Below are 26,572 nucleotides of genomic sequence, written 5' to 3'. Positions count from 1 at the left end.
AGTGATGGGGGGAGCACAATCGAATGTGGTTCCACAGGGTGGAACTGGGCATGGGGGATTGCATGCGGGCCGCCAGGGGTACGGGTTGAGATCTTCAGCGCCTAGGCGATCGAGCGCCGCCCGCGCGGCGCTTCGCAGCACAAGGCTGCTCCTACATCTGTTTCGGGCCAATTATTCCTGTGGTATAGGCGCGCGGCCCCTTGGTGCGCACCTTGATATCGAGTCCAACAAACAAGGCGGTCGCGCGGCGCTTTCACAGGCGTGACTGGCCCGAAACAGATGTAGGAGCAGCCTTGTGCTGCGAAGCGCCGCGCGGGCGGCGCTCGATCTGTCAGGCGCTGAAAACCTCAAGGCAAGCACCTACAAATCCGAAAACACTGCTACCGTGCCCCCTCCCCAGCCAAGGAGTGCCCAATGCCACAACGTCACCCAAGCCCTGCCGGTTTCGTCCGTGTCCGTGGCGCCCGCGAGCACAACCTCAAGAACATCGATGTCGATATCCCCCGCGACGCGCTGGTGGTGTTCACCGGCGTATCGGGCTCTGGCAAGTCTTCGCTGGCCTTCTCCACCCTGTATGCCGAAGCCCAGCGCCGCTACTTCGAATCCGTCGCGCCCTATGCCCGGCGCCTGATCGACCAGGTTGGCGTGCCCGACGTGGACGCCATCGAAGGCCTGCCGCCAGCGGTGGCTCTGCAACAGCAACGCGGCACGCCCAGCGCGCGGTCCTCAGTGGGCAGCGTGACGACGCTGTCCAGCTCGATCCGCATGCTTTACTCGCGCGCCGGCCATTACCCGGCCGGGCACGCGATGCTGTATGCCGAAGACTTCTCGCCCAACACCCCCCAGGGCGCCTGCCCCGAATGCCACGGTTTGGGCCGCGTCTATGAAGTGACGGAGGCAACCCTGGTCCCGGACCCTTCACTGACCATCCGTGAGCGCGCGGTGGCGGCCTGGCCCATGGCTTGGCAGGGCCAGAACCTGCGCGACATCCTGGTAACCCTGGGCTATGACGTCGATATTCCTTGGCGCGACTTGCCACAAGCGCAGCGCGACTGGATCTTGTTCACCGAAGAAACCCCCACCGCCCCGGTGTACGCCGGCCTGACCCCGGCGCAAACCCGCGCCGCCCTCAAGCGCAAGCAGGAACCCAGCTACCAGGGCACGTTCAGCGGCGCCCGGCGCTACGTACTGCACACCTTCATGCACTCGCAAAGCGCGCAGATGCGCAAGCGCGTGTCGCAGTTCATGCGCCCAAGCCCCTGCCCGCTGTGCGCGGGCAAACGCCTCAAGCGCGAAGCGCTGAGCGTGACCTTCGCAGGGCTGGACATCGCCGAGCTGTCGCACCTCTCGTTACAGGCATTGGCCGGAGTATTCCGCACGGTGGCGGCGCCGGCTTACCTGGAACAGCACCAGGACGACCTGACCCTGGAAAAACGCCTGGCCGCCCAGCGTATCGCCCACGAGTTGCTGGCGCGCATCGACACCCTGCTCGACCTCGGGCTGGGCTACCTGGCCCTGGAGCGCAGCACCCCGAGCCTGTCCTCAGGCGAGCTGCAGCGGCTGCGCCTGGCCACCCAGCTCAACTCGCAACTGTTCGGCGTGATCTATGTGCTCGACGAGCCTTCGGCCGGCTTGCATCCTGCCGACAGCGAGGCCTTGTTCGAGGCCTTGCAGCGCCTGAAACAGGCCGGCAACTCGGTTTATGTGGTGGAGCACGACCTCGACACCATGCGCCGCGCCGACTGGCTGGTGGATGTTGGCCCTGCCGCCGGCGAACACGGCGGCACCATCCTTTACAGCGGCCCGCCCGAGGGGCTCGCCCGGGTCGAGCAATCGTGCACCCGCGCCTACCTGTTCGGCGAGCACGCCCAGGCCGTTCGCACACCGCGCCAGGCGCAGGACTGGCTAGTACTGGAAGGCATCACCCGTAACAACCTCGACAACCTCAGCGCTCAGTTCCCATTGGGGTGCTTCACCTCAGTGACCGGGATCTCCGGTTCGGGCAAATCCAGCCTGGTCAGCCAGGCGCTGCTGGAGCTGGTCGGCGCGCACCTGGGCCATGCCGAACAGCCTGCCGAGCGCGAAGAACAGAGCCTGGAGGACGACCCCGAACAAACCAGCAGCGGCCGGGTAAAGGCCGGGTTGGGCAGCATCAAGCGCCTGGTGCAGGTCGATCAGAAACCCATCGGCCGTACCCCCCGCTCCAACCTGGCCACCTACACCGGCCTGTTCGACGCCGTGCGCAAACTGTTTGCTGCCACCGAGCACGCCAAGGCGCAAGGCTTCGATGCCGGGCGTTTCTCCTTCAACGTCGCCAAGGGCCGCTGTGCAACCTGCGAGGGCGAAGGGTTTGTCAGCGTCGAGCTGTTGTTCATGCCCAGTGTCTACGCGCCCTGCCCGACCTGCCACGGTGCCCGCTACAACCCCGAGACACTGGCGGTGACCTGGCAAGGGATGAACATCGCCCAGGTGCTGCAACTGACAGTTGAACAAGCCCTGGCGGTGTTCGCCGAACAGCAGTCGGTACGGCGCAGCTTGCAAGTGCTGCAGGATATCGGCCTGGGTTACCTGCGCCTGGGCCAACCGGCTACGGAGCTGTCTGGCGGTGAAGCACAGCGCATCAAGCTGGCCACCGAATTGCAGCGCACGGCGCGTGGGGCGACGCTGTATGTGCTCGACGAACCCACCAACGGGCTGCACCCCCAGGATATCGACCGGCTGCTGGTGCAACTCAACCGCCTGGTCGATGCCGGGCACAGCGTGGTGGTGGTCGAGCATGACATGCGCGTGGTAGCGCAAAGTGATTGGGTGATTGATATCGGGCCAGGGGCTGGGGATGCGGGGGGCAAGGTCGTGGCCAGTGGCACACCGCAGGCCGTCGCCGGATGCGTTGAAAGCCGTACCGCCAGCTTCCTGGCCAAGGCGTTGTAGCGGAGCTGGGCACCGGCCTCGCCGGTGCCCATGCCATTACCCCGCCGACAGTTCCTCAATGCTGATCTCGCGCATGCGAAACTTCTGCACCTTGCCGGTCACCGTCATCGGGAACTCCTCGACGAAGCGGAAATAGCGCGGCACCTTGAAATGCGCAATCTGCGCCCGCGCCCAGTCACGCAGCTCGTCTTCAGTGGCTGCATGCCCCGGGTGCAAGCGCACCCAGGCGACGATCTCCTCGCCATATTTGCTGCAGGGCACGCCAATCACCTGCACATCGGCCACCGCTGGATGGGTGAAGAAGAACTCTTCCAGCTCACGTGGGTAGATGTTCTCGCCGCCCCGAATGATCATGTCCTTGCTGCGCCCGACGATGCGCACATAACCCTGCTCGTCCATTACCGCCAGGTCACCGGTGTGCATCCAGCCCTCGGCATCGATGCTTTCGGCCGTGGCCTTGGGGTTGTTCCAGTACCCCAGCATTACGCTGTAGCCGCGGGTGCACAGTTCGCCGATTTCACCACGCGGCACTGTGCGGCCATCGGCATCGATGACTTTGTTCTCCAACCGTGGCTGGGTGCGGCCGACGCTGGTCACGCGGCGCTCCAGGTCGTCATTGGCACCGGTTTGCAAGGACACCGGGCTGGTTTCAGTCATGCCATACGCGATCTGTACCTCGGCCATGTGCATCTCGTCGATGACCCGCCGCATCACCTCAATCGGGCAGGTCGCGCCGGCCATGATGCCGGTGCGCAAGCTCGACAGGTCGAAGTCGCTGCGTTGCGGATGGTCCAGTTCGGCGATGAACATGGTGGGCACGCCGTACAGCGCGGTGGCCTTTTCCTCGGCCACTGCGCGCAACGTGGCGAGTGGGTCGAAGGCGTCGTTGGGGTAGATCAAGGTGCTGCCATGGGTCATGCAGCCCAGGTTGGCCATGACCATGCCGAAACAGTGGTACAGCGGCACCGGCACCACCAGCCGATCGTGCTCGGTCAGGCCGAGGCTTTCGCCCACCATGTAGCCGTTGTTGAGGATGTTGCTGTGGCTCAGCGTGGCGCCCTTAGGGAAGCCGGTGGTGCCGGAGGTGTACTGGATGTTGATCGGGTCGTCGCTGTGCAGTTGCGCCTGGCGGGTGGCCAACGCTTCGGCGCTGATGGCGTCGGCGCGGGCCTGCAGGGCATGCCAGGCGAGAAAACCCGGCGGCGGTGAAGCGGCCAGGCTCACGACCCCGCGCAATTCGGGGAACCGCTCACTGGCCAGCGCGCCTGGGTGACCATCAGCAAGGCCGGGGATCAGGCCCAGCAGCATGGCGTGGTAGTCGGAAGTCTTGAAGGCGTCGGCGCAGATCACCCAGCGGCAACCCGCCTGGCCCAGGGCGTAGTCCAGTTCGCTTGCGCGGTAGGCTGGGTTGATGTTGACCAAGATCGCACCAACTTTGGCGCTGGCGAACTGGGTGATGCACCACTCGGCACAGTTGGGGGCCCAGATGCCCAGGCGGTCGCCGGCTTGCACGCCCAATGCCATGAGGGCGCGCGCGTGCTGGTCGACCGCTTCGGCCAGTTGCCGCCAGGTGTAGCGCAAGGCCTGGTGGCGGACCACCAGGGCTTCGCGGTCGGGGAAGCGGGCCACGGTGGTGTCGAAGGCGTCGCCGATGCAGTGGGTGAGCAGGGGTTTGTCCTGGTTGCCCTGGGAGTGGCTTGGCTGGGGCATGGGCGTTCTCTTGTTGTTCTTGTGTTGTTTGAACCGGCCTTTTCGCAGCACAAGGCTGCTCCTACAGTGGAGCGCGGTGGACTGTAGGAGCAGCCTTGTGCTGCGAAGCGGCCGGTAAGTCCACCTTGTATCTAGCGGACGAACACCTGCGGCGTCGTGGTCGACATGTCCCCACCCGGCAGCTTGATGTTCTTCACCTTCTGCAGCGTTTCAGGGTCGAACACCGCCAGGTCATTGAAGGTGCCGCCCAGGTACAGCTTGTCGCCCTTCTTGTCGAAGGTCACGCAGTAGTAGGTGTGTTCAAGGTTAGCCGCCTTGATCAACTTGCGTTCCTTGATGTCATAGCGCGCCAGGCGGTTGAGCACGCCGTAGATCTGGTTCGGGTCCTTCGGCGAGCGCAACCCGGTGAAGTACAGCTCGGTCAGGTCGGCGAATTCCTGGGTGTGGGTCTTGCCGGTTTTGAGGTCGACACTCAGGTAACCGTAGAGCAGTTCGGCGGTATTCGGGTCCTGCTTTTCGTCTTTGAACTTGGCAATGGTGTAGAGCATCGAGAACTCGTGCCGAGGGCTCTGATGCGGCCAGAAATACAGCACATCCGGGGCGCTGTAGCCGGGCCGGTTCCAGGAACGCAGCGGCAACGCTACCTCGTACTTGCCGGTTTGCACGTCCATCTTGTAGATGTCCGGGCCCGCCACAAACAGGCTGCCATCATCAGCGGCGCGCATGAGGTATACCTGGCGCGGCATCGGGAAGGTACGCGCAGGTTTCGCATCAAGGCCATCGGCCGTGCGGAACACCTCCAGGCGTGGCGGCTTAACCACATAGTGATCATTCAGGCGCTGGGTCGGGTTGACGGTGGCATACACCTCTTTGCCGTCAGGGCTGATGGCAAACGAATACATCGACTTGCCGACCTCCCCTGGCACGCTGGACAAGTTGGCGTGGAAGGTGGTCTTGCAGGTGTCCAGGTCGATGCCGTAGATGTCGGCGTAGTGGTTGTTGAGGATGTAGGCGGTGCGATTGTCCGGCGCCATCATCGCCGTGCCGGGGCCGAACGCATCGGGCATGCGGCAGCTCTTGTACAGCGCATCGCTGGCCACATCGACCACATGCAGGTTGTTCGGGTAGTTGGTCACGATCAGGTATTCATGGCCAGCCTTCAAGGCCGGGCCGCTGTCGTCAGCCTGTACCACCCAGGCGCTGGCCGTGGCGGCGACGGTGAGCGCGAGTTGCGCGCAGAGTCCAGGTTTCATGCGGTTTCCCCTTGTCATTCTTGTTGGGCCGGTCACTTGTCTTTCGGGAACACGGTGCCGAGGTTGCGCCAGTCGTCCTGGGAGTTGGTCGCCTGGGCGTTCCAGTCCTGGTAGGTGCTCATCATGTCCGGCACCTGCGCTGGCCACCAGCAAGGGTCGGAACACCCGTAAAGGTCGGCTTCCATGGGCTGGCACAGCGAGCTCACGCCACCAAAGGCGTCCACTTCCCAACCCGGGTCAGTGGTGGCGGTACAGCCTGCCACCGCGCTCATCGCCATGACTTCTTCGACACGGTCTTCGGCAGCGGCCTGTTCGAGGATGCGCGCCTTGTTGTTCAGGGGCTTCAAGTGCTTCATGTCAGTGCGCCTTCCGCGGGGTGATGTAGCGGTCGATGAAGGCCGGGTTGGCGGCCATGATGCGGCTGTAGACCTCAATGCCGAAGTCGACCCAGTCGCGCATCAGCTCGCAGTAGTGGTAGGTCGGGTGCTGTGGGTCGCCGTAGCGGGCATAGCTCTCGTGGTAGCAGCCACCGGAGCACAGGTTGCGAATACGGCAGCTCTCGCAGCCGGTGTTGCTGCGGTCCAGGCGTTGCGACAGGAAATCATTGAGCTGGGCCTGTTTCACCCCTTGGTGCACGTTACCGAACGTCGGCAGGCTGGAGCCGGTGAAGCGGTGGCACAGGTTCAATTCACCTTCATGGTCCACGGCCAGCATTTTTAGCCCAGCGCCACACGGCAGGGCCTTCTTGTGGCCCTCGTGGATGTCGGTGATCAGTTGGTGCAAGTTGGAAAAGCCGATGTTGCGGTGCTCCAGCGCGGCTTCCAGGTAGCGACGCCCCAGGGCCTTCATGTTGGCGAACACCTGCACCAGTTCGTCGCTGGTGAGGTTGAATGCCGACAGGTCGCCCGAGGTCACCGGGGCGAAGCCGACTTCGGCAAAGCCCATCTCGTTGAACAGGTGATTCCAGATGGTCTCGACATCGGTGATGCCACGGGTCAGGGTGACCCGCGCCCCTACCGGGCGGCTGGTGTAGCGTGACAGCAGCATCTCGGCCTTGCGCCGCACCACGTCATAGGTGCCCTGCCCGCCCACGGTGATGCGGTTGCGGTCGTGCACGGTCTTCGGCCCGTCGATGCTGATCGACAACCCGAAACGGTGGGCGTTGAGCCAGTCGATGATCTCTTCGGTAAGCAAGGTGGCGTTGGTGGTCATGATGAACTCCACCTGCTTGCCGGCCTCGGCGAAACGCCGCTCGCAGTAAGCGACCATGTGCTCGATCAAAGGCCGGTTGGACAACGGCTCGCCGCCGAAGAACACCACGCTGTAGCGGTGCTCGTCGGGGGACTCCTTGAGCAGCATCTCCACCGAGGCCTCGGCAGTGGCGGTGCTCATCTTTTTGCCGGCAGAGGGTTTGTCCAGGTCTTCCTTGTAGCAATAGGTGCAGCTGAGGTTGCAGCCGGTGTTGACGTTGAGCACCACCGTGTTCAAGGCCGTGCGCTCGACCTGCTTGAGGGCGATTTCCGGCGTCAATGGCGAGCCGTCGCTGACCACTTCCAGGGCGATCAGCTCGCGCAGGGTGTCCTGGATGTCGGTGCCGGCAAACTGCTGACCGAGGCGCTGCATCAGCTCCTCGGCAGAGCAGCCTTGCTGGCGCAGGGTGTCGATGATGCCGCCGGTCACCGCGTCGGTGGCGAACAGCGAACTGCTAGGGATGTGGAACAGCATGCGGTCGGCATCCACCTGCACTTCATGCAGGTTGCGTTCGACCAGGTTCAATAGTGCGCCCATGGCGACCTCCGATAATCGATCCGTTGGAAAACGCGTTCACACCTGCCTTATGGCAAGGGCGGGTTGTTCCAGCGTTGGACGGTGACGATCATGTGGCCCTCGCCGGTCTGGCCGCCGTCAGCCAGGGTGGCGATGACTTTCAGGTTGCCGGCGTTGTTGGTCATCATCTTGCGTGCCGGGTTAGGCCCCGCACCGCCGGGTACGAAGACGCCGTCGGCCTGCATCTGCCCGGCGAACTTGACGTCCTCGTCCTCGACGGCACGCTCGTTGAACGGCTCGACCTTCCATTGGGCGGGCAGGTAACCGATGCGCAGCGGCTGGCCGCTGGCATCCTTGCCCCAGGCTTCGGCTTCGAAGCGCCCCTGCACCTTCGGCACGGACGCGCCGTTTTCGCCGATGCGGGCAATGGAGAACGCTGGCACCACCTTGACCTCGTCGACCTTGTCGTAAACCGCCAGGTTGACGCCCTTGAGTGCGCCCACTGCAACGTCTCGCTGGCCTGGCTTGGCGTCTGCTGCCGCGCGCGCCTTGACCCGCACCAGGGTCGGGGTGGCCTCCAGCACTTCTGTCACTTCAACGCCTGCACCCAGTTCCGGCTTGCCCGTCAGGCCGTTGCCGACCAGGGTGATCTCGCTTTCGCTGCCCACCTTGATGAATGCTGGCTGCACCGCCAGCAGGCGTGCCTTGCCATCTTTCACTGCATTGAAATCCAGGCCGCGCTCGTCGTGATCGGCCTCGAACATGCGGCCTTTCATTTCGCCATCCAGCGCCGCGAATACCTGGCGCAGGTTGCTGTCGCCCACCTTCACGTTGCCGCGCCATTCATAGCCGTTGTAGAGGATCGCCGAGCCGCTGCCATTGAACGGCGTGCCATCGGCGTAGCTGCCTTTGACCTCGACCTTGAAGGTGTCACCCTCCCCTGCACTGACCGTCATCACCCCACGGACATCGCCTTTGGCCAGCATGTGACCGCTGAACGCCCACTGCCCTGGCAAGGCATCGGCCTTTGGCCGGGCCTGCTGCCATTCGGCCCAGGCCGGGCTGTCGAGCGGGAAGCGCTTGGCCAGGTCCGGCACCATTTGCTTGAGGGCGATTTCAAGCCAGTCGCGGTCACGCGCCTGGGCCTGGTATTCGAGAGACGGCCATTGGCCGAGGTGGAAGTTGACCAGGTGTTCCCATTCCTGGGCCGGGCGACGCTGCAGGGCAACGCGGGCACCGGAGTGGCAACGGCCGCAGGTTTCGCTGAGCTGTTGGTCGAAGTGTTCGACGGTGTTCAGCCGCCGCTCCATGGCGTAGCGCACGCCATCGGTCTCGCTGGGCGCCAGCCCTTGCTTGTCGGCCAGGTACTTGACCAGGGTGCGCCGGTCATCGTCGCTGATCTGCAGGCCGTGCATGACCTGCATGCGGGCGATGCTCATCAGCCAGCCTTCCGGCGTTTTGCGCTGATGGCTGATACGGCTGTAGGTGTCGTTGCCTTCGGGGATATGGCACCCCATGCACTTGCTTTGCAACAGGTTAGGGCCCTGCTCGGCCGCCATGGCCTGGGTGCTCAGCAGCGCGGCGGCGACCAGCGCCAGTTTGCCCGCATGCCGGCGGAGTCGAGTCGTCTTCAAGGTCAGACCTCCACGGTTGTTGTTCTTATCGTTCTCGCACGCTTTGGTACAGCAGGTGTGCATGTGACAGTCGTGATACAGAAACTGTGCCACATGCTGGAAAGTTGTTGTATTTCAGCCTCTTAGTAGGTTTCACGTGGCTGTGAAGGCTTGCCGGGGTGCAGCCAGAGCGTGCCATTTCGCGACAGGGTGTTTCATGTTGAGACAGGGCCTGCTCTACGGGCCATTCGCGGGGCAAGCCCGCTCCCACCGAAACTGCCAGCGCCTGAATTCGGCTCTATCCCAGTGGGAGCGGGCTTGCCCCGCGAAGAGGCCTGTATAGCCACTGTTCCACAACCGTCTCACACCGTCTCAATGTGCAACAGCGCACGCCCGCAATCACAACCTTGCACTCAGGCAAAACCCAATAGCTACGGGGCTTGAACCCCATCTGCTCAGGTTGGCACGCCCATTGCGCCTGTGCCCGGCACACCCAATGACAAGAGGCACTGCCCCATGCTTTCCGAACTGCCCATCCTGCCCGCCACCCGCGCCTTCCTCGAACGCAAACTGAAAATGCGCATCGGCGCCGACTGGCAGGACGCCGCCAGCGGTCGCACCCTGTCGTTCCGCAACCCGGCCACCGGCGAGGTGCTGGGTGAAGTACCCGCCGCCGACGCCGACGATGTCGACCGCGCCGTGCGGGCTGCGCGCCAGGCCTTCGATGACTCGCCCTGGAGCCGCCTGCGCCCGCGTGAGCGGCAGAACATGCTGTGGCGCCTGGCCGACCTGATGGAGCGTGACGCGCAACAACTGGCGGAGCTTGAGTGCCTGAACAACGGCAAGAGCGCCGCAGTGGCCAAGGTCATGGACGTGCAATTGGCCATCGACTTCCTGCGCTACATGGCCGGCTGGGCCACCAAGATCGAGGGTAGCACCGTCGAAGCCTCGATGCCTTTGATGCCCAACGACCAGTTCCACGGCTTTGTCCGCCGCGAGGCGGTGGGCGTGGTGGGTGCCATCGTCGCCTGGAACTTCCCGCTGCTGCTGGCCTGCTGGAAGCTGGGCCCAGCCTTGGCCACGGGCTGCACCGTGGTGCTCAAACCAGCCGACGAAACCCCTCTGACCGCACTGAAACTGGCCGAGCTGATCGAGGAAGCCGGCTACCCGGCAGGCGTGTTCAACGTGATCACCGGCACCGGCCTGAATGCCGGCGCTGCCCTGAGCCGCCACCCCGGCGTCGATAAACTGACCTTCACCGGCTCCACCGAGGTCGGCAAGCTGATCGGCAAAGCGGCCATGGACAACATGACCCGCGTCACCCTGGAACTGGGCGGCAAGTCGCCGACCATCGTCATGCCCGACGCCAACCTGCAGGAAGCCGCTGCCGGCGCTGCCACAGCTATCTTCTTCAACCAGGGCCAAGTGTGCTGCGCAGGCTCCCGGCTGTATGTGCACCGCAAGCACTTCGACAACGTGATCGCCGACATCGCCGGTATCGCCAATGGCATGAAGCTGGGTAGCGGGCTGGACCCTTCGGTACAGATGGGCCCGTTGATCTCGGCCAAGCAGCAGGACCGGGTCACCGGCTACATCGAACTCGGCCGTGAGCTGGGCGCGACCATTGCCTGCGGCGGCGAAGGCTTCGGGCCGGGTTACTTCGTCAAGCCAACGGTCATCGTCGATGTGGACCAGCGTCATCGCCTGGTGCAGGAAGAAATCTTCGGGCCGGTGCTGGTGGCGATGCCCTTCGATGACCTCGACGAAGTGATCGGCATGGCCAACGACAACCCCTACGGGCTGGGGGCGAGTATCTGGTCGAACGACCTGGGGGCGGTGCACCGGATGATCCCGCGGATCAAGTCGGGCTCGGTGTGGGTCAACTGCCACAGCGCACTCGACCCGGCGCTGCCGTTTGGTGGTTACAAGATGTCCGGCGTCGGCCGCGAGATGGGCGCGGCGGCCATCGAGCATTACACCGAGCTGAAGTCAGTGTTGATCAAGCTCTGATCTTTTCCTTTACCGGCCTCTTCGCAGCACAAGGCTGCGCCTACAAAAGCACGCGGTCCCTGTAGGAGCAGCCTTGTGCTGCGAAAAGGCCGGCACAGGCAACCCAAACACAACAACAAAAACATGGAGCACACCATGAAGCACACGCTCGCCTGCACGTTAGCACTTTTGTTCACCCCAACCCTCACCCAAGCCCACGAGCTCTACAACCAAAACGGCACCACCCTCAACGCCGACCTCGAAGCCCTGTTCGGCGTCTTCCACAGCGACGAAAGCTACAACCAGGCCGGCAACCGCCAACCTGGCAGCAGCAACTGGCGCGAGGGCTACGTCAAATACGGCCTAAGCGGCAGCCAGGCCCTGGCCGACAGCGGCGCACTGTACGGCGCCGTCAACCTGCTCAGCTCCGCCACCTGGGGTGATGGCGACGCTGCAGGTCTGACCCTCGGCGACGAACGCCGCACCGCCCTCGAAGACCTGTACCTGGGCTGGCGTTCAGCCAACCTGTTCCCGGCCCTGGGCGAAGATGGCATCGACCTCTCCGGTGGCCGTCAGGTGGTGACCCTGGGCGATGGTTTCCTGATCCAGGGCGATCCGGTCAACCTGGGCAAGGTCGACCTGGGCGCCAACTTCGACCGCGGCGGCGCCTATTACCTGGCTGCACGTAAAGCCTTCGACCGCACCGCCGTGCTGCGCCTGGGCGGCAAGCAAGGCTGGCGTGGCGACCTGATGTGGCTCAAATCCGACAACCATTACCAGGCCGACACGTCGATGGCAGTGACCAACCTCGAGCATGTCGCTGACGCCGGCACAGTCGGCCTCAGTTGGATCCGCAGCCTCGACGTCGACCAGCGCTACGCGCAGATCATGGGCCTGGAGCACCGCGACGGCATGGACACAGTCAGCCTGCGCGGGCGCGGTAACCTGGGGGTCAAGGACCTGGAGCTGGCAGGCGAATACGTCACCCAAGACCGCACGGGCGGGCGCGAGAACGCTTGGTACCTGGAGGGCAACTGGACGTTTTCCGAACTGCCCTGGACGCCCACCGCCACCTACCGCTACAGCCGTTTTTCGGAAGCGTTCGACCCGCTGTTCTATGGCCTGAGCCGCGGCTACGGCACCTGGTTTCAGGGCGAGGTGGCCGCCAACTATGCCGGGCCCTTCAACAAGAACAGCCAGGTGCACCACGTCGCGCTCAAAGGCAAGCCGCGTGACAACCTGACGCTAGGGGCGCTGTATTTTGATTTTGATACGCTCGACACCGACCAGGGCAACCTGGGTGGGCGCGAGCTGGACCTGTATGTGGAATGGATGGTCAACGACCACCTGCTGATCAGCCCGCTGGTGGGGTTCTACAAGCCGGAGCGCAGTGCGGCGAATGGCGGTACGCAGATGGGTAGCCGCGATACCGGGACCTATATGCAGTTGGTGGTAGGAACGTTCTTCTGACTGGGGATCTTGGGGCTGCTTTGCAGCCCCTGGTTCTCAGGACCTGCCCTGCTCCGCCAGCCACCGTCGCAGCATCATCTGTTGCGCCTCAGAGTGGCTGCTCATGACCTCATCCAACGCCTGCCCAACCAGCACCGCGCGCACCACCGGCGCCAGTTCCACCCCCTGCAAATGCCAAACCCCCAACGGCTGATCCGCCGTCACTACCACTTCGGCCTCATCCACAAAACCATCACGCAACACCGGCCTGCGCGCTACCTGTACTGACTGCCAATCGGCCGCCAAATGCAGCGGCTGGGCATCGGGCCAACGCCGCCGACGCGCCCAGAACGGCAGCCCTGCGCGTGTCTGCTCCTGACTATAAAAATCCCGCCCAATACGGGCAAAGCGCATGAACAACTGCTCAACCCGCTGTTGATGAAATTGGCGAGCCAGCGCAGCCCGCTCGGGCCGTCGCAACAGGGTATTGATCACCACAGGCGCCTGCAGCGCCGACGACAGCGACTGGAAAATCCCATTCCCCGATAGTGGGTCAACCGCTATCGCAGCATCCCCCACCCGTATCCAGTCATCCCCCACGCATTCGCCGGCCAGTATCGCGGTACTGCTACGGGCATGTACCTGTGCAGCTTCCATCGCCTGCGCCCCGAACAATTCGGCCACTAACGCCGAGTCACGGCGCCGTGTGGCGCAGTACTCAGGCAGGGCGGCCTTGGTCGGCACCCCTTGGGCATCGAGGGTAATCTGCCAATAACAGCGCCCATCGGCCAACCTGGCCATCCAGGCCCAGCCGTCATCCAGGCTTTCCACCGCCGAAGCCGGTGCGCCAGGGGCGTCATGCCAGAGGTTGAGCAAACTGATCGTCTCAGGTCCGCGCATGCGGTCAGCTGCCAACGGTGCCTGGCGCCCACGCGCCTCAACCAGGAATTCAGCCTGCAGCGTTTGCCCGTCGTCCAGGCGCACCTGATGACCCTCGGCACGCGCCACCTCACGGATGCGCCCTTCAACCAGCGTCACTCCCGTCCGTGCAAGGTCATCACGCAAGGCACGGTCGAAGCGTTGCCGGTCGAGCAGAAACTCCTGGTTCATCTGCAGGTGCTCGCCATTCCAGCGCACCTGACGTGTCGCTGGCATCGCCGCCTCGCTCAGGGCCCCACCTAGGCCCGCGTGGCGCAGACCTTCCAGCACCCGCTGCGAAACGCCTTCCACGGCAGCAAAGCGGCGCCACTCAGATACCACCGTGACCAGGTAGCCCAGGCGGCGCAGGCCGATCGCCGTGGCAGCCCCCGCAGGCCCGGCACCCAGCACCACGATGTGCGGCTCACTCATCCTCGGCACCTCGCCGCTCAGGGCCGCTGAATGCGGCATGGGCGCGCAGCCAGTCGAACACCTGCTGCCGGCCCATGCCGGGTCGCTCACGCAGTAACGCTGCAACGCGCCCGCTCAGCGCAGCGCAACCCAGGCTTGCCCCAGCCAGGCCACCGGCACCGACATGGCCACCGAAGTCCGCCTGTGCAGTGCCCAGCCAGGACCACTGCCCCGGTGCACAACGCGCATCGCCGGTCATGCGAATCACGCCCGGATAACTGGCCGGGTACACCGCCCCACCCTGCGCCGGGCTGGAGGCGCACAGCAGCACGCCAGCCGCCTGGGCCTCGGCGCAGGCCTGGTGCAGCACGGGCCGGTCCTGCAGCAGGCCGAGGCTGAGGTTGATCAGTGTCGCCCCCTCTTCCACCAGCCATAGCAATGCGGCGGCCACTTGCAATGCACTGGTGCTCGCCTGCGCAGAAAACACCTGGGCCAGCAACAGCGGCACCGGGCCAGATTCACGCAGCAGGCCAGTGACCACGGCACTGCCGTGGCCAAGTTGGTCGGGCAACGCTTCGCCTTCGCGCAGCTGGCCTTCCTCAAGCCAGAAACGCCGTGCGCCCAGCAAATCTAGTGCTTGGGCCGACGAGCAACCGCTGTCGATGACCCCGACACGCAACTCAGTGCCCATGCTTGATAGCCTCCTGAGGCAACACTCGCATTTGCCCGTCATGCAGGTGCAAATGCAAGTCGGCATCGGCCAGGGTCGAGGCACGGTGGCTGATCAAAATGCGCGTGCGCCCGGCAAACAGCTGGTCGATGGCCGCGATCACTTCGCGCTCCGTCGCTTCGTCTACCGCCGACGTGGCCTCGTCCAGCACCAGGATCGCAGGGGCCTGCAACACCGCGCGGGCAATGGCGATACGTTGCTTCTGCCCGCCAGACAGCTGCTGGCCACGCTCGCCCAACAGCCCGTCCAGCCCCAAGGGTAGGCTTTCGACCAGGCTGTCCAGGCGCGCCAGGCGCACCACCCGCTCAAGCTCGGCACGGCTGGCTTCGGGCACGCCGTAGGCGAGGTTCTGCGCCAGGGTGCCACGGAACAGCACAATGTCCTGGCTGACCACGGCAATGCGCCGACGCAGCGCCGCCAGGTCGAGTTCGCGCAGGTCGGTGCCATCCAGCAGGATGCGCCCGGCGTCCGGGTCGTAGAACCGTTGCAACAGATCAATCAAGGTCGACTTGCCGACCCCGGAGGCGCCGCTGATGGCGACCTTCAGGCCACCCGCCACGCAGATATTCACGTCGTTGAGCACCGCGCCTTGGCGCCCGTCATGGGCGAAGTGCAAGGCCTCCAGGCGCAATTCACCTGGCCCTTCGGGTATCGGCTGTGGCGTGTCCGCCTGGCGCACGGCAACGGCTTCTTGCTTAAGCTCCATCACCCGGCCCAGGCTCACGGCCATGCGCTGCACTGCTACATACAAGCCCAACAGGCTTTGCACCGGCCCGACTGCCATGCCCATGTAGGTGGAAAACGCGATCAGCGCGCCCAGTTGCCAGGTACCTTGGATCACCCACCAGCCACCCACCAGAAAGGCGCAAGCACGGCACCACGAGGTCAGCGTGCCGGGTATCGCCTGGGTAAAGAATTCGGTCACCTGCACCTTCAGCAACTGGCTCATGTAGCCCTGGCCCAACTGGTCCAGGCGCCCGGCTTCGCGCCCCTGCTGGCCCGCAGCCTGAATGAACTTCATGGCCGGCAGTGTTTCGACCAGAAACGACGACACATCGGCCGAGCGCTCACGCAAGCTGCGCACCTCGCGCTCGACCTTGCGCCGCATCCAGCGCAACCACAGCACCTCGATCGGGATCAGCAGCGCCAACAACAGCGACAGCTGCCAAGACAACATCAGCATCAAGGCCACCGCCCCCATCAGCCCGATCACGGCAGACACCGCCGAAAACAGCGAGTCCACGGCAAAGCGCTGGATTTCGGCGACGTCGCCATCCAGCCGCGAAAGGATATCGCCGATGCGCCGCCGCCCGTAAAAAGTCGGCGACAACTGTTGCAGGTGGCGGTAAAGGTCATCACGCAGCGCGAACAGAATGCGTCCGGACAATCGCGTATGCAGGTAGCGGTTGACCCCGGCCAGCACGGTGCCCAGCAGGCCCGCGGCGATCATGATCGCCGCCATGTGCCAGAGGGTCTGATAGTCCTTGGCCAACAGGCCTTCGTCGATCAAGGTCTTGACCAGCCAGGGTTGCGCCAGGGCCAGCATCGACGCGCCCAAGGACAAGCCCAGCAGCACGCCGATGGCGCGTCGATGCGGGCGGACGAAACCATACAGCCAGGCCAGGGCCTGGCGCATGAGGACAGGGTCGCTGGTCTCCACCAGCCTTGCGAACAGGCCACCCATATCAGCTACGCAACTGCTTGAGCTTGCGGTACAGCGTCGCCCGGCTGATACCCAGGGCCTCGGCGGCTGCCGAGACGTTGCCCTGGTGGCGGCCCAGAGCGCTGCGGATCAGCTCCAACTCATTGTCCTTGAGGCTGCCGGACGGCGTCGTGCCACTGGCCAGCTCATCGAGCAGGCAATCGGTGAGGTGATCGAGGGTCAGCACCTGCTCACCGTCCTCACGCATGGCCAGTGCGGTGCGCACGACCATCTCCAACTGGCGGATGTTGCCTGGCCAGTCGAAGCCTTCAAGCAAGGCGCTGAGTGCCGGATCCAGGCTCACGCCCTTGGCACCGGACTTGTCCAGCAGCCCTTGGATGATCCCGGCCAGGTCTTCACGCTCGCGCAGGGCCGGCAGGCGCAGCGAGACGCCGTTGACCCGGTAATAGAGGTCTTCGCGAAAATGCTGTTCAAGCACCAGGCGTTTGAGGTCGCGGTGGGTGGCGCAGATCAGCGCCACGTCGATGTCCTGCTCGTCACCCGCGCCCAGCGGCGCCACGCGGCGCTCTTGCAGTACCCGCAACAGCCTGGCCTGCAGCGCCAGCGGCATGTCGCCGATCTCGTCGAGGAACAGCGTGCCGCCATGGGCCTGCATCAGCCGCCCGACCATGCCGCCACGGCGCGAGCCAGTGAACGCCCCTTCGCGGTAGCCAAACAGTTCGGACTCGATCAGCCCTTCTGGAATGGCCGCGCAGTTGACCGCCACGAACGGTTTGTCGGCCCGCGGGCTGGCTTGGTGCAGGGCCCGGGCGACGACTTCCTTGCCGGTGCCGGTCTCACCCAGCAGCAGCACCGGCAGGCCGTTGCCCAGGCCCTGGCGGGCCATGCGCAAATTGCGCGCCAGGCGTGGGTCGCCACCGGCCAGTGCATCGAGCGCCGGTGACGTGCTGGCCAGCGCCGGCTTGCTCACCGCCACGCTGCCGTTCAGCTGGCCATGACGTGGCAGTTGCAACGCCCGGAAGAAGAACTCGCCCTTGGCCGTCTGCACACTGCTGACACCGCCCTGCCACAGCCGGGCGATGAAGGCTGGTGAGCGCTCGCCGAGCAGGTCGCTGCTACGCCGGCCAATAAGCTCCTGGCGCACCACCTGCAACAATTGGCAGGCACTGTCGTTGGCCGCCAGCACTTCGCCATCCAGGCTCAACGCCAGCAGGCCGTGCCAGGCGCTGTTGAGGTACTGCGGGCGGCTGTGGAAGGCCAGCACCAGTTGCTCGGGGTGGCACAGGCCGAACAGCCGACCTTCGATATTGCCGGCCGCCAGCATCAGCGTCGACAGGCTGTCCTGTGGTTGCGCCATCACGCCTTCGCGGGTGATGTCGAGCACACCGATCACCTCGCCCCGCGGGTCACGCAGCGGCACCGAGGTGCAAGAGAACGGGCTGAGGCGATCGAGATAGTGTTCACCACAATTGATCAAGGTCGGTCGCCCTTCTACCACGGCCGTGCCGATGGCATTGGTGCCGCGCAGGGATTCGCTCCAGCAACTGCCTGGGTGCAGATCACGCAGGCCCTCGCGGCTGAGCACGTGGGTTTGGCCTTCGATGGCTAGCACGTTGGCCTGGGCGTCGCCGAGGATGATAATGCCCGCCTTGCCCTGGCGCGAGACCAGGTAATCCAGCTCGGGGGTGACGGCATCGACCAGCAGGCGGTTGCGCTCCAGCAACATACGCAGGTCATGGCCTTGCTCCAGGCCCAGGCCGACCTGCTCGCCTTGCAGGCAGTCCAGGCCATGGCCCAGGCTGCGGCGCCAGGATGCGTCGATTTCATCGCGCAGCATGCCCAGTGGCAGCTCGCCTTCGCTGGCCAGCTTGAGCCGGGCCTGGCGGGATTCGTGTAGCGGGTCTTGGGCGTTTGTTATTAGTTGTCGCGCCATTTTCTACTCCGGCTGTGCCTCCTCACGGCGGGGCAACTGGCTTGAGATTTTTCCGCAGTGTGCGGGAGTTTTTTCTGCGCGTCATTAGGGAATCGTTGAATGGGGAAGGACCGGATTTGATTTTGCACTGCCCTTGAGATCGAGCGCTGACGCCAAGACGATGCTCGGGCTGCCGCGACGGCCACAGCACTGGATCATCGGCAACCAGACCGTGGCCTTGGGTTGGCTGGTTGCACTTTTATTGATGCTTTTCACGGGCCACCACGACTGCGGCCTGGCGCGTAAATCAGCAGACTCGTCAGGCCCTTGTTTTACGGCGCCAGAAGAGGCTACAGCGATTGAGCGCGGCGCATCGCGAGCAAGCGCCGACCTTTTTATGAAGCTAACGTGTAAAAAGGCCGGAGCAATGCAGGTGGGCTAAGCCCCTCAAACATCTATCCTACCTGGCACCAATTTCAAAATTCTAAAGCTGGTTTCCAGCGTGCCGCCATCACACTGGAAATTATACTTTGAAATCGGTGTTGCCTTTTCTAGCGGGTGGTACCACCCACCTCTCTCCAACTGGGGGCGTATTGTGATGAATTGATGGCTATCAGGAACGTCCCCAGTATCACATTTGAATTTAATCATAAATTTTTCGCCAGGAGAAACATCACCTGTCGGAATAGAATACTTAAAATCAGGCAAGAACGTGGTGTAATCACCAAGCGCTTCGTTGGTCCACAGCGAAGGTTTGCCCAAGCGGAGGGCCTCGCCCGTATTGTTTTCAAACATAACATCGAGCATAAACATCTTAGCATCACGAACGTAAAACTCATTTGTCGAGCACGCCGTGGCACCACCTTGATAATGGTAAGAATAATAAAGTAAGTCCGGGCACTGCCTATTTTTATCAACCATTTCACACCTCTGCATTAAGATTCATCAGCACGTAAACCCACCGTTCACGCACCCCGCAATCTAAATTCAAATACGGACCACTTGACAACTAGCAAAAATAGCAGTTGACATCAACAAACATCGAACCCTATAGAAAAAGTGCTGGACACGTCTAAAAAAGGATGTGGTGTCACCCTGGCGCCAACGCTTCTCAAAATTGGGATTGCTGGTTTGAACGATGAGCCGCGCGTTGGCCGCCCTCGTGCCATTACGGAAGAGTTAGTCGCGCCGTCCTTGGCATCATGCGGAACCTGTGGCAGAGACTTACCCGCGAAAGGCTAGCACTATCAACTCTCGGAATGAGGTATCACGCTCGCGGGGCCGCCCTCGGTCTGCACCCACCTAGCCAGAAACGAAGTCTCCTTCGGGCAAAGGGTGGTTTGAGAAATGGACCGCTACCCACTCAAGACCACTTCATAAGAGCCTCTTCCACGTTGACTTCTATCAGACCTTTAGACGCCGAATTCGCAACCCCATTGAATTCAAATTTGAACTCAAAGGTCACAGTGAGAAGGCCACTTCCCTTATCCCATGAAACGTAGCATTTACTAGCGTCACCTGATTTCGCCCCGTCGCCATCAATGCTCATGTGGGCTACGTCAACCGTTAATCCCTGCTGCCCTTGCTTCAGCTCGAAAGTTGCCCCTAGAAAACCCACCCCTAAAAGCCCATTTTGCCGTGCCTGAACAAAAAGAATGGTGCCATCATTGGACCGCTCAACATAACAGTCTGATTTCGTTTCAAAACTGCCATAGCTGTAGCCGCCTTTTCTAATCTCTTCCTTAAATAGTGCTTTACCTGTGCCCGAGCGCCAACCGTTTACTACCGGCGCTTTATAGGCATGCTTCTTCTTGGAGGCACTGTTGTTTGACTCGACCATGGCATCACCCTCACTACGATTGATGGAATTTGATTACGCACATTGCCTAGGCAAACTACGCCAAGCCACAGCCTGTGACTACTGATAAAAATGTCAGGTGATAGCATTCAAATTTGCGAGAGCGATGACGCCGCAAAACGCCTTCGACTGTGGCTGATCAAGTGCTTGCGCACGCTAGCCTTGTCCGCTCCAGCCGGGTGCCAGCAACATCCGCCCCGCGGAACTGTCAGTTTTGCTAGTAGCCATCAATCCGTAAGGCCTCAGACTGCAGCAACGAGTACACGACCCCTGGGTGCTGCGACAGTGAAGACCATCGATTACTTTTATAGTGGCATTCATTTGCAAGCCACTGTGCAAGCAGGACACAACCTCGTCTTTTTTCGAGGTTTCAATCGATTTTAATCGACTATTCGAGAGCCTCAGTGAAATTAACCTTCATAACCGCGATATACGCAAGACTACTTAACCATCACAGGTATAGCATCGTCCCAATGCTCGCCATACCTGTCCACACTCGAATGCCAAACTAAATTCACTCACGGCGGCTGATACTGACTCAGGTACTTGTCCACCGTCGCCTTGCCATCCCCCGCCTCCCCCGCCACCTGCCACAACCGCCGCTCAATCCCCTGCGCCAGCAAATGGCCCACCGCCGCCTCGATCGCCGACAGCACGCACAGCTGCGCCGGCTCATTGGTGGTATACCCCACCTCCGCCTCCAGCAACTTCTTGAACTCGATGAATTGAACACCCCACACGCCCCCTAAGGGAGCCAAAAGTCAATCCAAGCACTAAAAATACACATTAACTTACAAGCTTCAGAAAGTTCCTAACTTATAGCCAAAACGATCACACCCTGTTCATTTAAATCCCTCCACAGTCCTCCTACCCTGCAAGTCCGCCTCGCCCTCAACTTTACCCCACGCAGCAGCGGTCACTGGGTTCCCCCTCTGCATCAATGCTGCGCCTGATACCGGAGTAATCCTTAACAAAGGAAGACACGCCATGTACCGACAATTTGATCTGCGCTTCAGCTTCCAACTCTTGGCTGGCGACCTTCAATTCGAGGTTATTTCATTCGAACTCGACGAATCCATCAGCACACCCTTCCAGTTGAAGCTGGCGCTCATCAGTCACGAAGATGAAGTCGACTTCGGTCAGTTGCTCGACAAGCCGGTGCTGTTCACGATCTGGCAGCGCGAACGCCCACTGCGCTACGTGCACGGCCTGGTCAGCACCTTCAGTCAGGGTCAAACGGGCTTTTATCACACCCGTTACCATGCCCTCGTCGAGCCCCTGCTGGCCCGCGGCGGGTTGCGTTCGAATTGGCGAATTTTCCAGCAAAAAACCGTGCCACAGATTCTCGATTGCATGGTTCAGCGCCAGGGTATCCTCCATTTCGAGTTGCACAGTTTCGGCGACCATCAGGTGCGCGAGTTCTGCGTACAGGCCGGTGAAACCGACCTCGATTTCATTGCCCGCCTGGCTGCCGAAGAGGGGTTTGTCTATCGCTTCGAGCACACGCCAAAACACCACCTGCTGGTCATGACCGACCAGTTGCTGTCGCTGGGGCAGATCAGCCGAGGCGCGATCAAGACCGAAGACGACGATGAAGGTTTTTTTGAAACCGATGACGTAGGCCCCAACCAGGTGCTGTACCACGCCAACAGCGGTGGTGATCAGCCGAGGCCTTGCCTGCACCGCCTGCGTTACAGCGAGCAGGTACGCACCTCACGACAGGTACAGCGAGACTACGCTTTCACCCACCCGCAGTACCGGCAGGAACACCGCGCAGATGACAGTGGCATCACGCATCAGTCCCAGGACTATGAGCGCTTCGACTTCCCCGGCCGCTACAAGCGCGATGTGGTCGGCGTCCCCTTCACCGCCACCCGCCTCACGGCCCTGCGCCATGACGCCCGAATTGCTGAGGTAGAGGGTGACGATGTGCGGCTGCAACCAGGCCTGAGCTTCACCCTCATCGAACACCCGCGCAAAGACCTCAACGCACACTGGCGCGTGATGCGTGTGCATCACGAGGGCAGCCAATTCACCAGCCTGCAAGAAGAAGCTGCCGGAGCCAAACAAGGAACGCGCTACACGCAGGAAGCAGTGCTGGTGCCAGGCCGGGTCGAATGGCGACCGGCACCGTTGCCCAAGCCACGCATCGACGGCCCGCACATGGCTACTGTCGTCGGCCCACCTGGCGAGGAGATTTATTGCGACGAATGGGGCCGGGTCAAAGTCAGCTTTCCCTGGGACCGTGAGAGCGAAAACAACGAGTTCAGCTCCTGCTGGGTGCGAGTGTCACAAGGTTGGGCAGGCGGTAGCTGGGGCTCGATGGCCATCCCACGCATCGGCCAGGAAGTGATCATCCAGTACGTCAATGCCGACCCGGACCAGCCGATGATCACCGGGCGTACCTACTGCGGTGATCAAATGCCGCCCTACGACCTGCCGGAACACAAGACCCGCATGACCATCAAGAGCCAGACTCATAAGGGTAATGGCTTCAACGAACTGCGTTTCGAAGATGAGCTGGGTCGGCAGGAAGTGTTCGTGCATGCCGAAAGGGACATGAACACCAAGGTCAAACACGACCAAACCCTGAGCGTCGGCAATGATCGCGCCACTGCGACTGGCCGGGACCACACCACCAGCATTGCACGCGACGAGTCGATCGATACGGGGCGTGATCGCCGCGATCATGTCCACCAAAACCGATTCACGAGCATCGACCGTGACGATATCCACTCCGTCGGCAACACAAGCCGAATCACCATCGCCGCCGACCACAGCCTGAGTATCGGCGGCAATCAGTCGCTTGTCATCGAAGGTACGCGTGCCATTGAAGCCCGTACCGCACAACGCCTACTCACCCGGAATTACATGCTTCAGGGCACGGAACGCATCTACATCCGTGGCCCGAGCGGCAAGATCATCTTCGATGCCGACGGCATTACCATCGAAGCGCCCAACATCCGCTTCAAAGGCAATGTCACCTACCAGACCCCTGTGCAGGCCCAGGTCGAAGCCATCGAGACCGCCATTCGAGAAGGCTCACCGCTGATCGAAGAATGCCCCTTTGCCGGGAAGGACGACGCATGAGCCTGCATCAGCAATTAAGTGAAGGCGGCCTGTACACGGGTGTCGTCAGCGCAAGCCTGTTCGTGCTTGCCGAAGCATCAGCCAATGCGGGCCTGCTGGGCAGGCTGGAATTTCATGCCAACCAACACCAATGCCTGTGGCACCTGGAACATGGCACCGGGCTGGAGAAGCATGCACCAATACTGTTCCAGCTGGTCGCAGGCAGCGAACTGGATGCCTGGTTTGGCGGCCGGGATGGGGCGTTCGCCTGTACCGTGGTCGAGGCCGCCCTGCCCCTCGAAACCCTCGCACGGCACCTGCGCCGCTTTGGCAAAGTCCAGCAAGGCCGACGTCGTTACTTTCTGAGGCTGGGTGACCCTCGGTCATTAAGTGTGTACGTCGGTTCACTGACACACCGGCCCGACATCTTGGCCCGGCTGTTCGATCACGGACGGATACGCAGGCTCTACTTCCACGATTCACGCACCGGGCTCGCACTTGGCGCACAGCCGCTGTTCGAGCAAACAGAAGGCAGCACCGAACAGGAAGGCTGCCTGGCTTGGCTGCCATTGCGCCAGGAGGTTCCTGCATGAATCTACCGGGTCTGGATCTGGGTGCGGTACAAGCTGCATCGCTACGGTCCACCAACCGCCAACTGACTCGCTTCGTGCTGGAGACGTTGGGCGGTTCCCTTGCGCGCTTTCATACCCGTCCCGAAGATGTCCCCCTGCTGGTAGCCGATGCGGGGGCTCTAGTCAGCAACAGTGGCTACACCTGCGGCAGGGAATACAGCTTGCTGGTGCTGAGCCACTTCTTGCTGGGCCTGAGCTGGTGGAACGACCCCGCAAGCAAATCGGTGTGGTCAATCACCCAGGCTCCTGGCCTTACCCAGGATGAGCGACTCGACATGCTGACCGTGCACGCGGTAGCTCACCGTTCACAGTGGGAAGGTCAACTTACCCTTATGCATGACGTCACACGGCAGATGTTGCGCTTGCCCGACGACGATTGCGACCACGACCGGCAGTGGCGATCACTGGAGCAACTGATGACCCTGCGCGGCATACCCGCTGACGCGCAGCAGGCCTGCTATTGCTGCTATGAGTCGGATGCGAGCAGCCGCTATGCGCTGCCCGCCATCAACCACATGGCACTCAACGAGAACGAGATCCGCGCCTATCGCTATTACGGCAAACGGCTACCGCAGCCGTCCGACGACCTGTACAAGCTGCCCCCGCTATCCCGCAACCAAGTGCTGCTGCATGTGTTCCTGGCGATCGCGTTCGGTCGACACTTTTACCTCAACCCATTGTTCACCCCTTGGGTGAAGTTGCTGGAAGCCACCGACTCTCCCCGCGAGCGCTGTCGGGTGTTGGCAAGTCAACTTGCAGCTCACCAACAAGTACTCAAGGGGCCTAGTCCGCATGGTTGAAGCATCTGTTTTACAAACACTGGGGCAAGCAGCACTCAACAGTACGCTGCCTGTTCCACCCGACACTTGCGTACCCTGCTCCCTGCCCGGCGCGCTGTTCTCCCTCGACGGCGGGGATGGCTGCGACCAGTTGCTGGGCATCCCTTCCCAGAGCGGCGTTGGCCCCACGTGGTTTCGCAACAACCCCTGGATCCGTGATCAGGCACGTAACCACCGCGATACTTTCCTCCAGCAGGTGCTGGAGCATGCCGGCAACACGCTGGGCAATGCCTGGTTAGCAGAGTTCTATGCCTTTGCCGCCAGCGAAAAGCTTCAATTGGTGTGCATCGATGACGAGATCCGCCTCGACGAACTGCCCCCACCCGTACTCGACCACATGGGCGAGCGTAGCCAGCACGGCTATGGCTTTGCCCTGCACAGCAATTTCTTGTTCACCGACCACAAGATCTATTTCGCCACTTTCACCCATGTGCAGTGGGCCGAAGCGCAACGGGAAGAGTACGTCGACGAATACGGCACGCTCCGCATCAGCCCGCCGTACACCTGGCACACGCCCAGTGGCCTGTACCCGGTCAGGCAAGCCTGTGAACAGATGGCCCGGCACTACGCCGAAGCCAAGGCCCGGGCCCGTTTCTGGCAAGGCGTTATCGGTGCGGGCGAATTCGCTTTCGGGGTGTTGGCGATGGTGCCAGTGGTCCGTGGCATCAAAGGCGCCGTAACGCTCGGCCGCTATGCCTTCGTCGCCCTGGAGGCCGCGCTGGCCGCCGATGCCATGGTCGACGGCAGCAGCCGCATGATCACCGGCGAAGGCCTGAGTATCGGCGAGCAGTTCTTCACCGACCTGGCGCGCCTGGCCAACCCCGACACTGCCCAGGCACGTGGCAAGCAGGTGTTCATGGCCATCAACCTGGCGCTGCTGCTGCCAGCCGCCCTGGGCGGCGCCCGTTGGCTGATGCACAAGTTGCGGCCCGGCAGCATGACTACCGTCCGCCTCGACAACGCCGCACTGTCGCAAGAGGAAGCCCGCCGCCTTGGCAACCGCAGCGCCGGCGACGTCACCGTACTGGAAACCCGCATCCAGCGACGCCCCCGCGATGGTGAACTGCCGGTGACAGCGCATGAACTGCATTCGGTGGAGCGCAATGCCAGCCTGGTTGCCCTCAATGTGGTCGGCGGCAAGGCCGACTACGCCTACATGGCAACCACCCTGCGCGACCGGCTGGTGGCCATGATTCAGCACAGCATCGGGCCGGTGCGCATGGGCGGCAGTCTGACCCGGGTCGTCGCCGATGCCGGCGAAGAAGCCCTGGCGGCGGCCCTGGTCAGCCACTGGAAGGTCAAGCCGGAAAACATCCTCGGCCTGAGCACCCACCCTTCCCGGCCCAGCCAGTTCGGATTGAAGAACAAGAGCGACCAAGGGATCGACATGCTGGTGTACGTACCACCACCGCCCTCGATGACGGTGCGTAATCCAACGACGCTGGAGATGCGACACCACATTGATGGGCTGAAGGGAACGGCGCCGCTGGAAGAGTTGAAGTTCGAGGCTGGGACGTTGTTGGTGATCGAAGTGAAGACGACGTTGGGGAAAAGTAAGACACCTGGGTTCATCAGCACTCAAAAGTCAGGAGGTGAGACCAGCCTTGTACGTATACGAAGATTAATTGAAAACAAGCGACAAGGATGGAATGAAAAGCCTTTATCAACAGCAGATCCAAATTTTTCAAATAAATTACAAGCAATCAAAGAAAGTACAAGCTCAGGAAAAACAGCCTACCTGCACGCTCAAGTATTTTTTGACTCCAACGGTGCCCCAAACGCTCTTACAGGCAATAGCGCCGGAATACAAATAAATCTCTGGAATTAG

General features: G+C 62.2%; 18 protein-coding genes and 1 pseudogene. 7 read left to right on the top strand and 12 right to left on the bottom strand.

The features are described from left to right. The first annotated feature begins 414 nt into the window (after positions 1–414). Complete coding sequence (gene uvrA / locus LOY53_RS11880) at positions 415–2,931, top strand: excinuclease ABC subunit UvrA (protein WP_258704055.1); 2,517 nt, start codon at positions 415–417, stop codon at positions 2,929–2,931. Positions 2,932–2,967: 36 nt separating this feature from the next. Here the strand turns inward: uvrA and LOY53_RS11875 are convergent, their stop codons facing one another. The 5 genes from LOY53_RS11875 to peaA form a co-directional block, all read right to left on the bottom strand. Further along, a complete protein-coding gene (locus LOY53_RS11875; RefSeq protein ID WP_258704054.1) occupies positions 2,968–4,641 on the bottom strand; it encodes a fatty acid CoA ligase family protein in 1,674 nt (557 codons plus the stop codon). Between the two features lie 131 nt (positions 4,642–4,772). Continuing rightward, positions 4,773–5,894: a quinohemoprotein amine dehydrogenase subunit beta gene (peaD, locus tag LOY53_RS11870; protein ID WP_252823917.1), complete on the bottom strand. Its 1,122-nt coding sequence runs from the start codon at positions 5,892–5,894 to the stop codon at positions 4,773–4,775. A gap of 32 nt (positions 5,895–5,926) precedes the next feature. Continuing rightward, positions 5,927–6,250, bottom strand: a complete 324-nt coding sequence (gene qhpC, locus LOY53_RS11865; protein ID WP_008091708.1) for a quinohemoprotein amine dehydrogenase subunit gamma — start codon at positions 6,248–6,250, stop codon at positions 5,927–5,929. 1 nt (position 6,251) lies between these two features. After that, a complete protein-coding gene (gene peaB / locus LOY53_RS11860; protein WP_252823915.1) occupies positions 6,252–7,682 on the bottom strand; it encodes a quinohemoprotein amine dehydrogenase maturation protein in 1,431 nt (476 codons plus the stop codon). A gap of 47 nt (positions 7,683–7,729) precedes the next feature. After that, positions 7,730–9,295, bottom strand: a complete 1,566-nt coding sequence (peaA, locus tag LOY53_RS11855) for a quinohemoprotein amine dehydrogenase subunit alpha (protein WP_258704053.1) — start codon at positions 9,293–9,295, stop codon at positions 7,730–7,732. A 495-nt stretch (positions 9,296–9,790) separates the two neighbouring features. Between peaA and LOY53_RS11850 the strand changes: the two genes are divergently transcribed. Next, a complete protein-coding gene (locus LOY53_RS11850; RefSeq protein ID WP_099454318.1) occupies positions 9,791–11,284 on the top strand; it encodes an aldehyde dehydrogenase in 1,494 nt (497 codons plus the stop codon). A 135-nt stretch (positions 11,285–11,419) separates the two neighbouring features. Continuing rightward, positions 11,420–12,733 (top strand): alginate export family protein, encoded by a 1,314-nt coding sequence (locus LOY53_RS11845; protein ID WP_252823911.1) that lies wholly within the window; start codon positions 11,420–11,422, stop codon positions 12,731–12,733. Between the two features lie 36 nt (positions 12,734–12,769). On the opposite strand, the gene LOY53_RS11840 is transcribed toward LOY53_RS11845, so the two are convergent. The 7 genes and pseudogenes from LOY53_RS11840 to LOY53_RS11810 all read right to left on the bottom strand — a co-directional run. After that, on the bottom strand, positions 12,770–14,062 hold the full coding sequence (locus LOY53_RS11840; protein ID WP_258704052.1) for an NAD(P)/FAD-dependent oxidoreductase: 1,293 nt from the start codon (positions 14,060–14,062) through the stop codon (positions 12,770–12,772). After that, a complete protein-coding gene (locus LOY53_RS11835; RefSeq protein WP_252823908.1) occupies positions 14,055–14,732 on the bottom strand; it encodes a peptidase S8 and S53 subtilisin kexin sedolisin in 678 nt (225 codons plus the stop codon). The genes LOY53_RS11840 and LOY53_RS11835 overlap by 8 nt, the downstream gene beginning before the upstream one ends. Beyond that, positions 14,722–16,455: an ABC transporter ATP-binding protein gene (locus LOY53_RS11830; RefSeq protein WP_258704051.1), complete on the bottom strand. Its 1,734-nt coding sequence runs from the start codon at positions 16,453–16,455 to the stop codon at positions 14,722–14,724. Before LOY53_RS11830 ends, LOY53_RS11835 begins: the two co-directional genes overlap by 11 nt. A 1-nt stretch (position 16,456) precedes the next feature. Then, positions 16,457–18,367, bottom strand: a complete 1,911-nt coding sequence (locus tag LOY53_RS11825) for a sigma-54-dependent Fis family transcriptional regulator (RefSeq protein ID WP_258704050.1) — start codon at positions 18,365–18,367, stop codon at positions 16,457–16,459. A 426-nt stretch (positions 18,368–18,793) separates the two neighbouring features. Next, entirely contained in the window at positions 18,794–19,267 is a 474-nt protein-coding gene (locus LOY53_RS11820) for a hypothetical protein (protein WP_252823903.1), read from the bottom strand. A gap of 442 nt (positions 19,268–19,709) precedes the next feature. Beyond that, positions 19,710–20,186, bottom strand: coding sequence for a hypothetical protein (locus tag LOY53_RS11815; protein ID WP_252823901.1), 477 nt, complete (start codon positions 20,184–20,186; stop codon positions 19,710–19,712). 536 nt (positions 20,187–20,722) lie between these two features. Continuing rightward, positions 20,723–20,932: pseudogene (locus tag LOY53_RS11810) on the bottom strand (CsgG/HfaB family protein); the annotation flags it as partial. A gap of 259 nt (positions 20,933–21,191) precedes the next feature. On the opposite strand from LOY53_RS11810, the gene LOY53_RS11805 reads away from it, so the two are divergent. From LOY53_RS11805 to LOY53_RS11790, 4 genes are read left to right on the top strand one after another with little or no spacing between them, the layout of a single operon-like run. Continuing rightward, positions 21,192–23,294, top strand: coding sequence for a type VI secretion system Vgr family protein (locus tag LOY53_RS11805; protein ID WP_258704049.1), 2,103 nt, complete (start codon positions 21,192–21,194; stop codon positions 23,292–23,294). Next, entirely contained in the window at positions 23,291–23,866 is a 576-nt protein-coding gene (locus tag LOY53_RS11800) for a DUF4123 domain-containing protein (protein WP_252823898.1), read from the top strand. The genes LOY53_RS11805 and LOY53_RS11800 overlap by 4 nt, the downstream gene beginning before the upstream one ends. Then, entirely contained in the window at positions 23,863–24,705 is an 843-nt protein-coding gene (locus LOY53_RS11795) for a hypothetical protein (protein WP_258704048.1), read from the top strand. The genes LOY53_RS11800 and LOY53_RS11795 overlap by 4 nt, the downstream gene beginning before the upstream one ends. Next, a complete protein-coding gene (locus tag LOY53_RS11790; RefSeq protein WP_258704047.1) occupies positions 24,698–26,572 on the top strand; it encodes a hypothetical protein in 1,875 nt (624 codons plus the stop codon). The genes LOY53_RS11795 and LOY53_RS11790 overlap by 8 nt, the downstream gene beginning before the upstream one ends.

Origin of the sequence: Pseudomonas sp. B21-031, assembly GCF_024748985.1 — a bacterium.
GTDB lineage: Bacteria > Pseudomonadota > Gammaproteobacteria > Pseudomonadales > Pseudomonadaceae > Aquipseudomonas > Aquipseudomonas kermanshahensis.
This window is presented reverse-complemented; position numbering and strand designations above follow the sequence as displayed.

Coding starts and splice junctions, on each gene's coding strand:
- uvrA (WP_258704055.1), top strand. CDS start 415: ATGCCACAACGTCACCCAAGCCCTGCCGGTTTCGTCCGTGTCCGTGGC.
- LOY53_RS11875 (WP_258704054.1), bottom strand. CDS start 4,641: ATGCCCCAGCCAAGCCACTCCCAGGGCAACCAGGACAAACCCCTGCTC.
- peaD (WP_252823917.1), bottom strand. CDS start 5,894: ATGAAACCTGGACTCTGCGCGCAACTCGCGCTCACCGTCGCCGCCACG.
- qhpC (WP_008091708.1), bottom strand. CDS start 6,250: ATGAAGCACTTGAAGCCCCTGAACAACAAGGCGCGCATCCTCGAACAG.
- peaB (WP_252823915.1), bottom strand. CDS start 7,682: ATGGGCGCACTATTGAACCTGGTCGAACGCAACCTGCATGAAGTGCAG.
- LOY53_RS11850 (WP_099454318.1), top strand. CDS start 9,791: ATGCTTTCCGAACTGCCCATCCTGCCCGCCACCCGCGCCTTCCTCGAA.
- LOY53_RS11845 (WP_252823911.1), top strand. CDS start 11,420: ATGAAGCACACGCTCGCCTGCACGTTAGCACTTTTGTTCACCCCAACC.
- LOY53_RS11840 (WP_258704052.1), bottom strand. CDS start 14,062: ATGAGTGAGCCGCACATCGTGGTGCTGGGTGCCGGGCCTGCGGGGGCT.
- LOY53_RS11835 (WP_252823908.1), bottom strand. CDS start 14,732: ATGGGCACTGAGTTGCGTGTCGGGGTCATCGACAGCGGTTGCTCGTCG.
- LOY53_RS11830 (WP_258704051.1), bottom strand. CDS start 16,455: ATGGGTGGCCTGTTCGCAAGGCTGGTGGAGACCAGCGACCCTGTCCTC.
- LOY53_RS11825 (WP_258704050.1), bottom strand. CDS start 18,367: ATGGCGCGACAACTAATAACAAACGCCCAAGACCCGCTACACGAATCC.
- LOY53_RS11820 (WP_252823903.1), bottom strand. CDS start 19,267: ATGGTTGATAAAAATAGGCAGTGCCCGGACTTACTTTATTATTCTTAC.
- LOY53_RS11815 (WP_252823901.1), bottom strand. CDS start 20,186: ATGGTCGAGTCAAACAACAGTGCCTCCAAGAAGAAGCATGCCTATAAA.
- LOY53_RS11805 (WP_258704049.1), top strand. CDS start 21,192: ATGTACCGACAATTTGATCTGCGCTTCAGCTTCCAACTCTTGGCTGGC.
- LOY53_RS11800 (WP_252823898.1), top strand. CDS start 23,291: ATGAGCCTGCATCAGCAATTAAGTGAAGGCGGCCTGTACACGGGTGTC.
- LOY53_RS11795 (WP_258704048.1), top strand. CDS start 23,863: ATGAATCTACCGGGTCTGGATCTGGGTGCGGTACAAGCTGCATCGCTA.
- LOY53_RS11790 (WP_258704047.1), top strand. CDS start 24,698: ATGGTTGAAGCATCTGTTTTACAAACACTGGGGCAAGCAGCACTCAAC.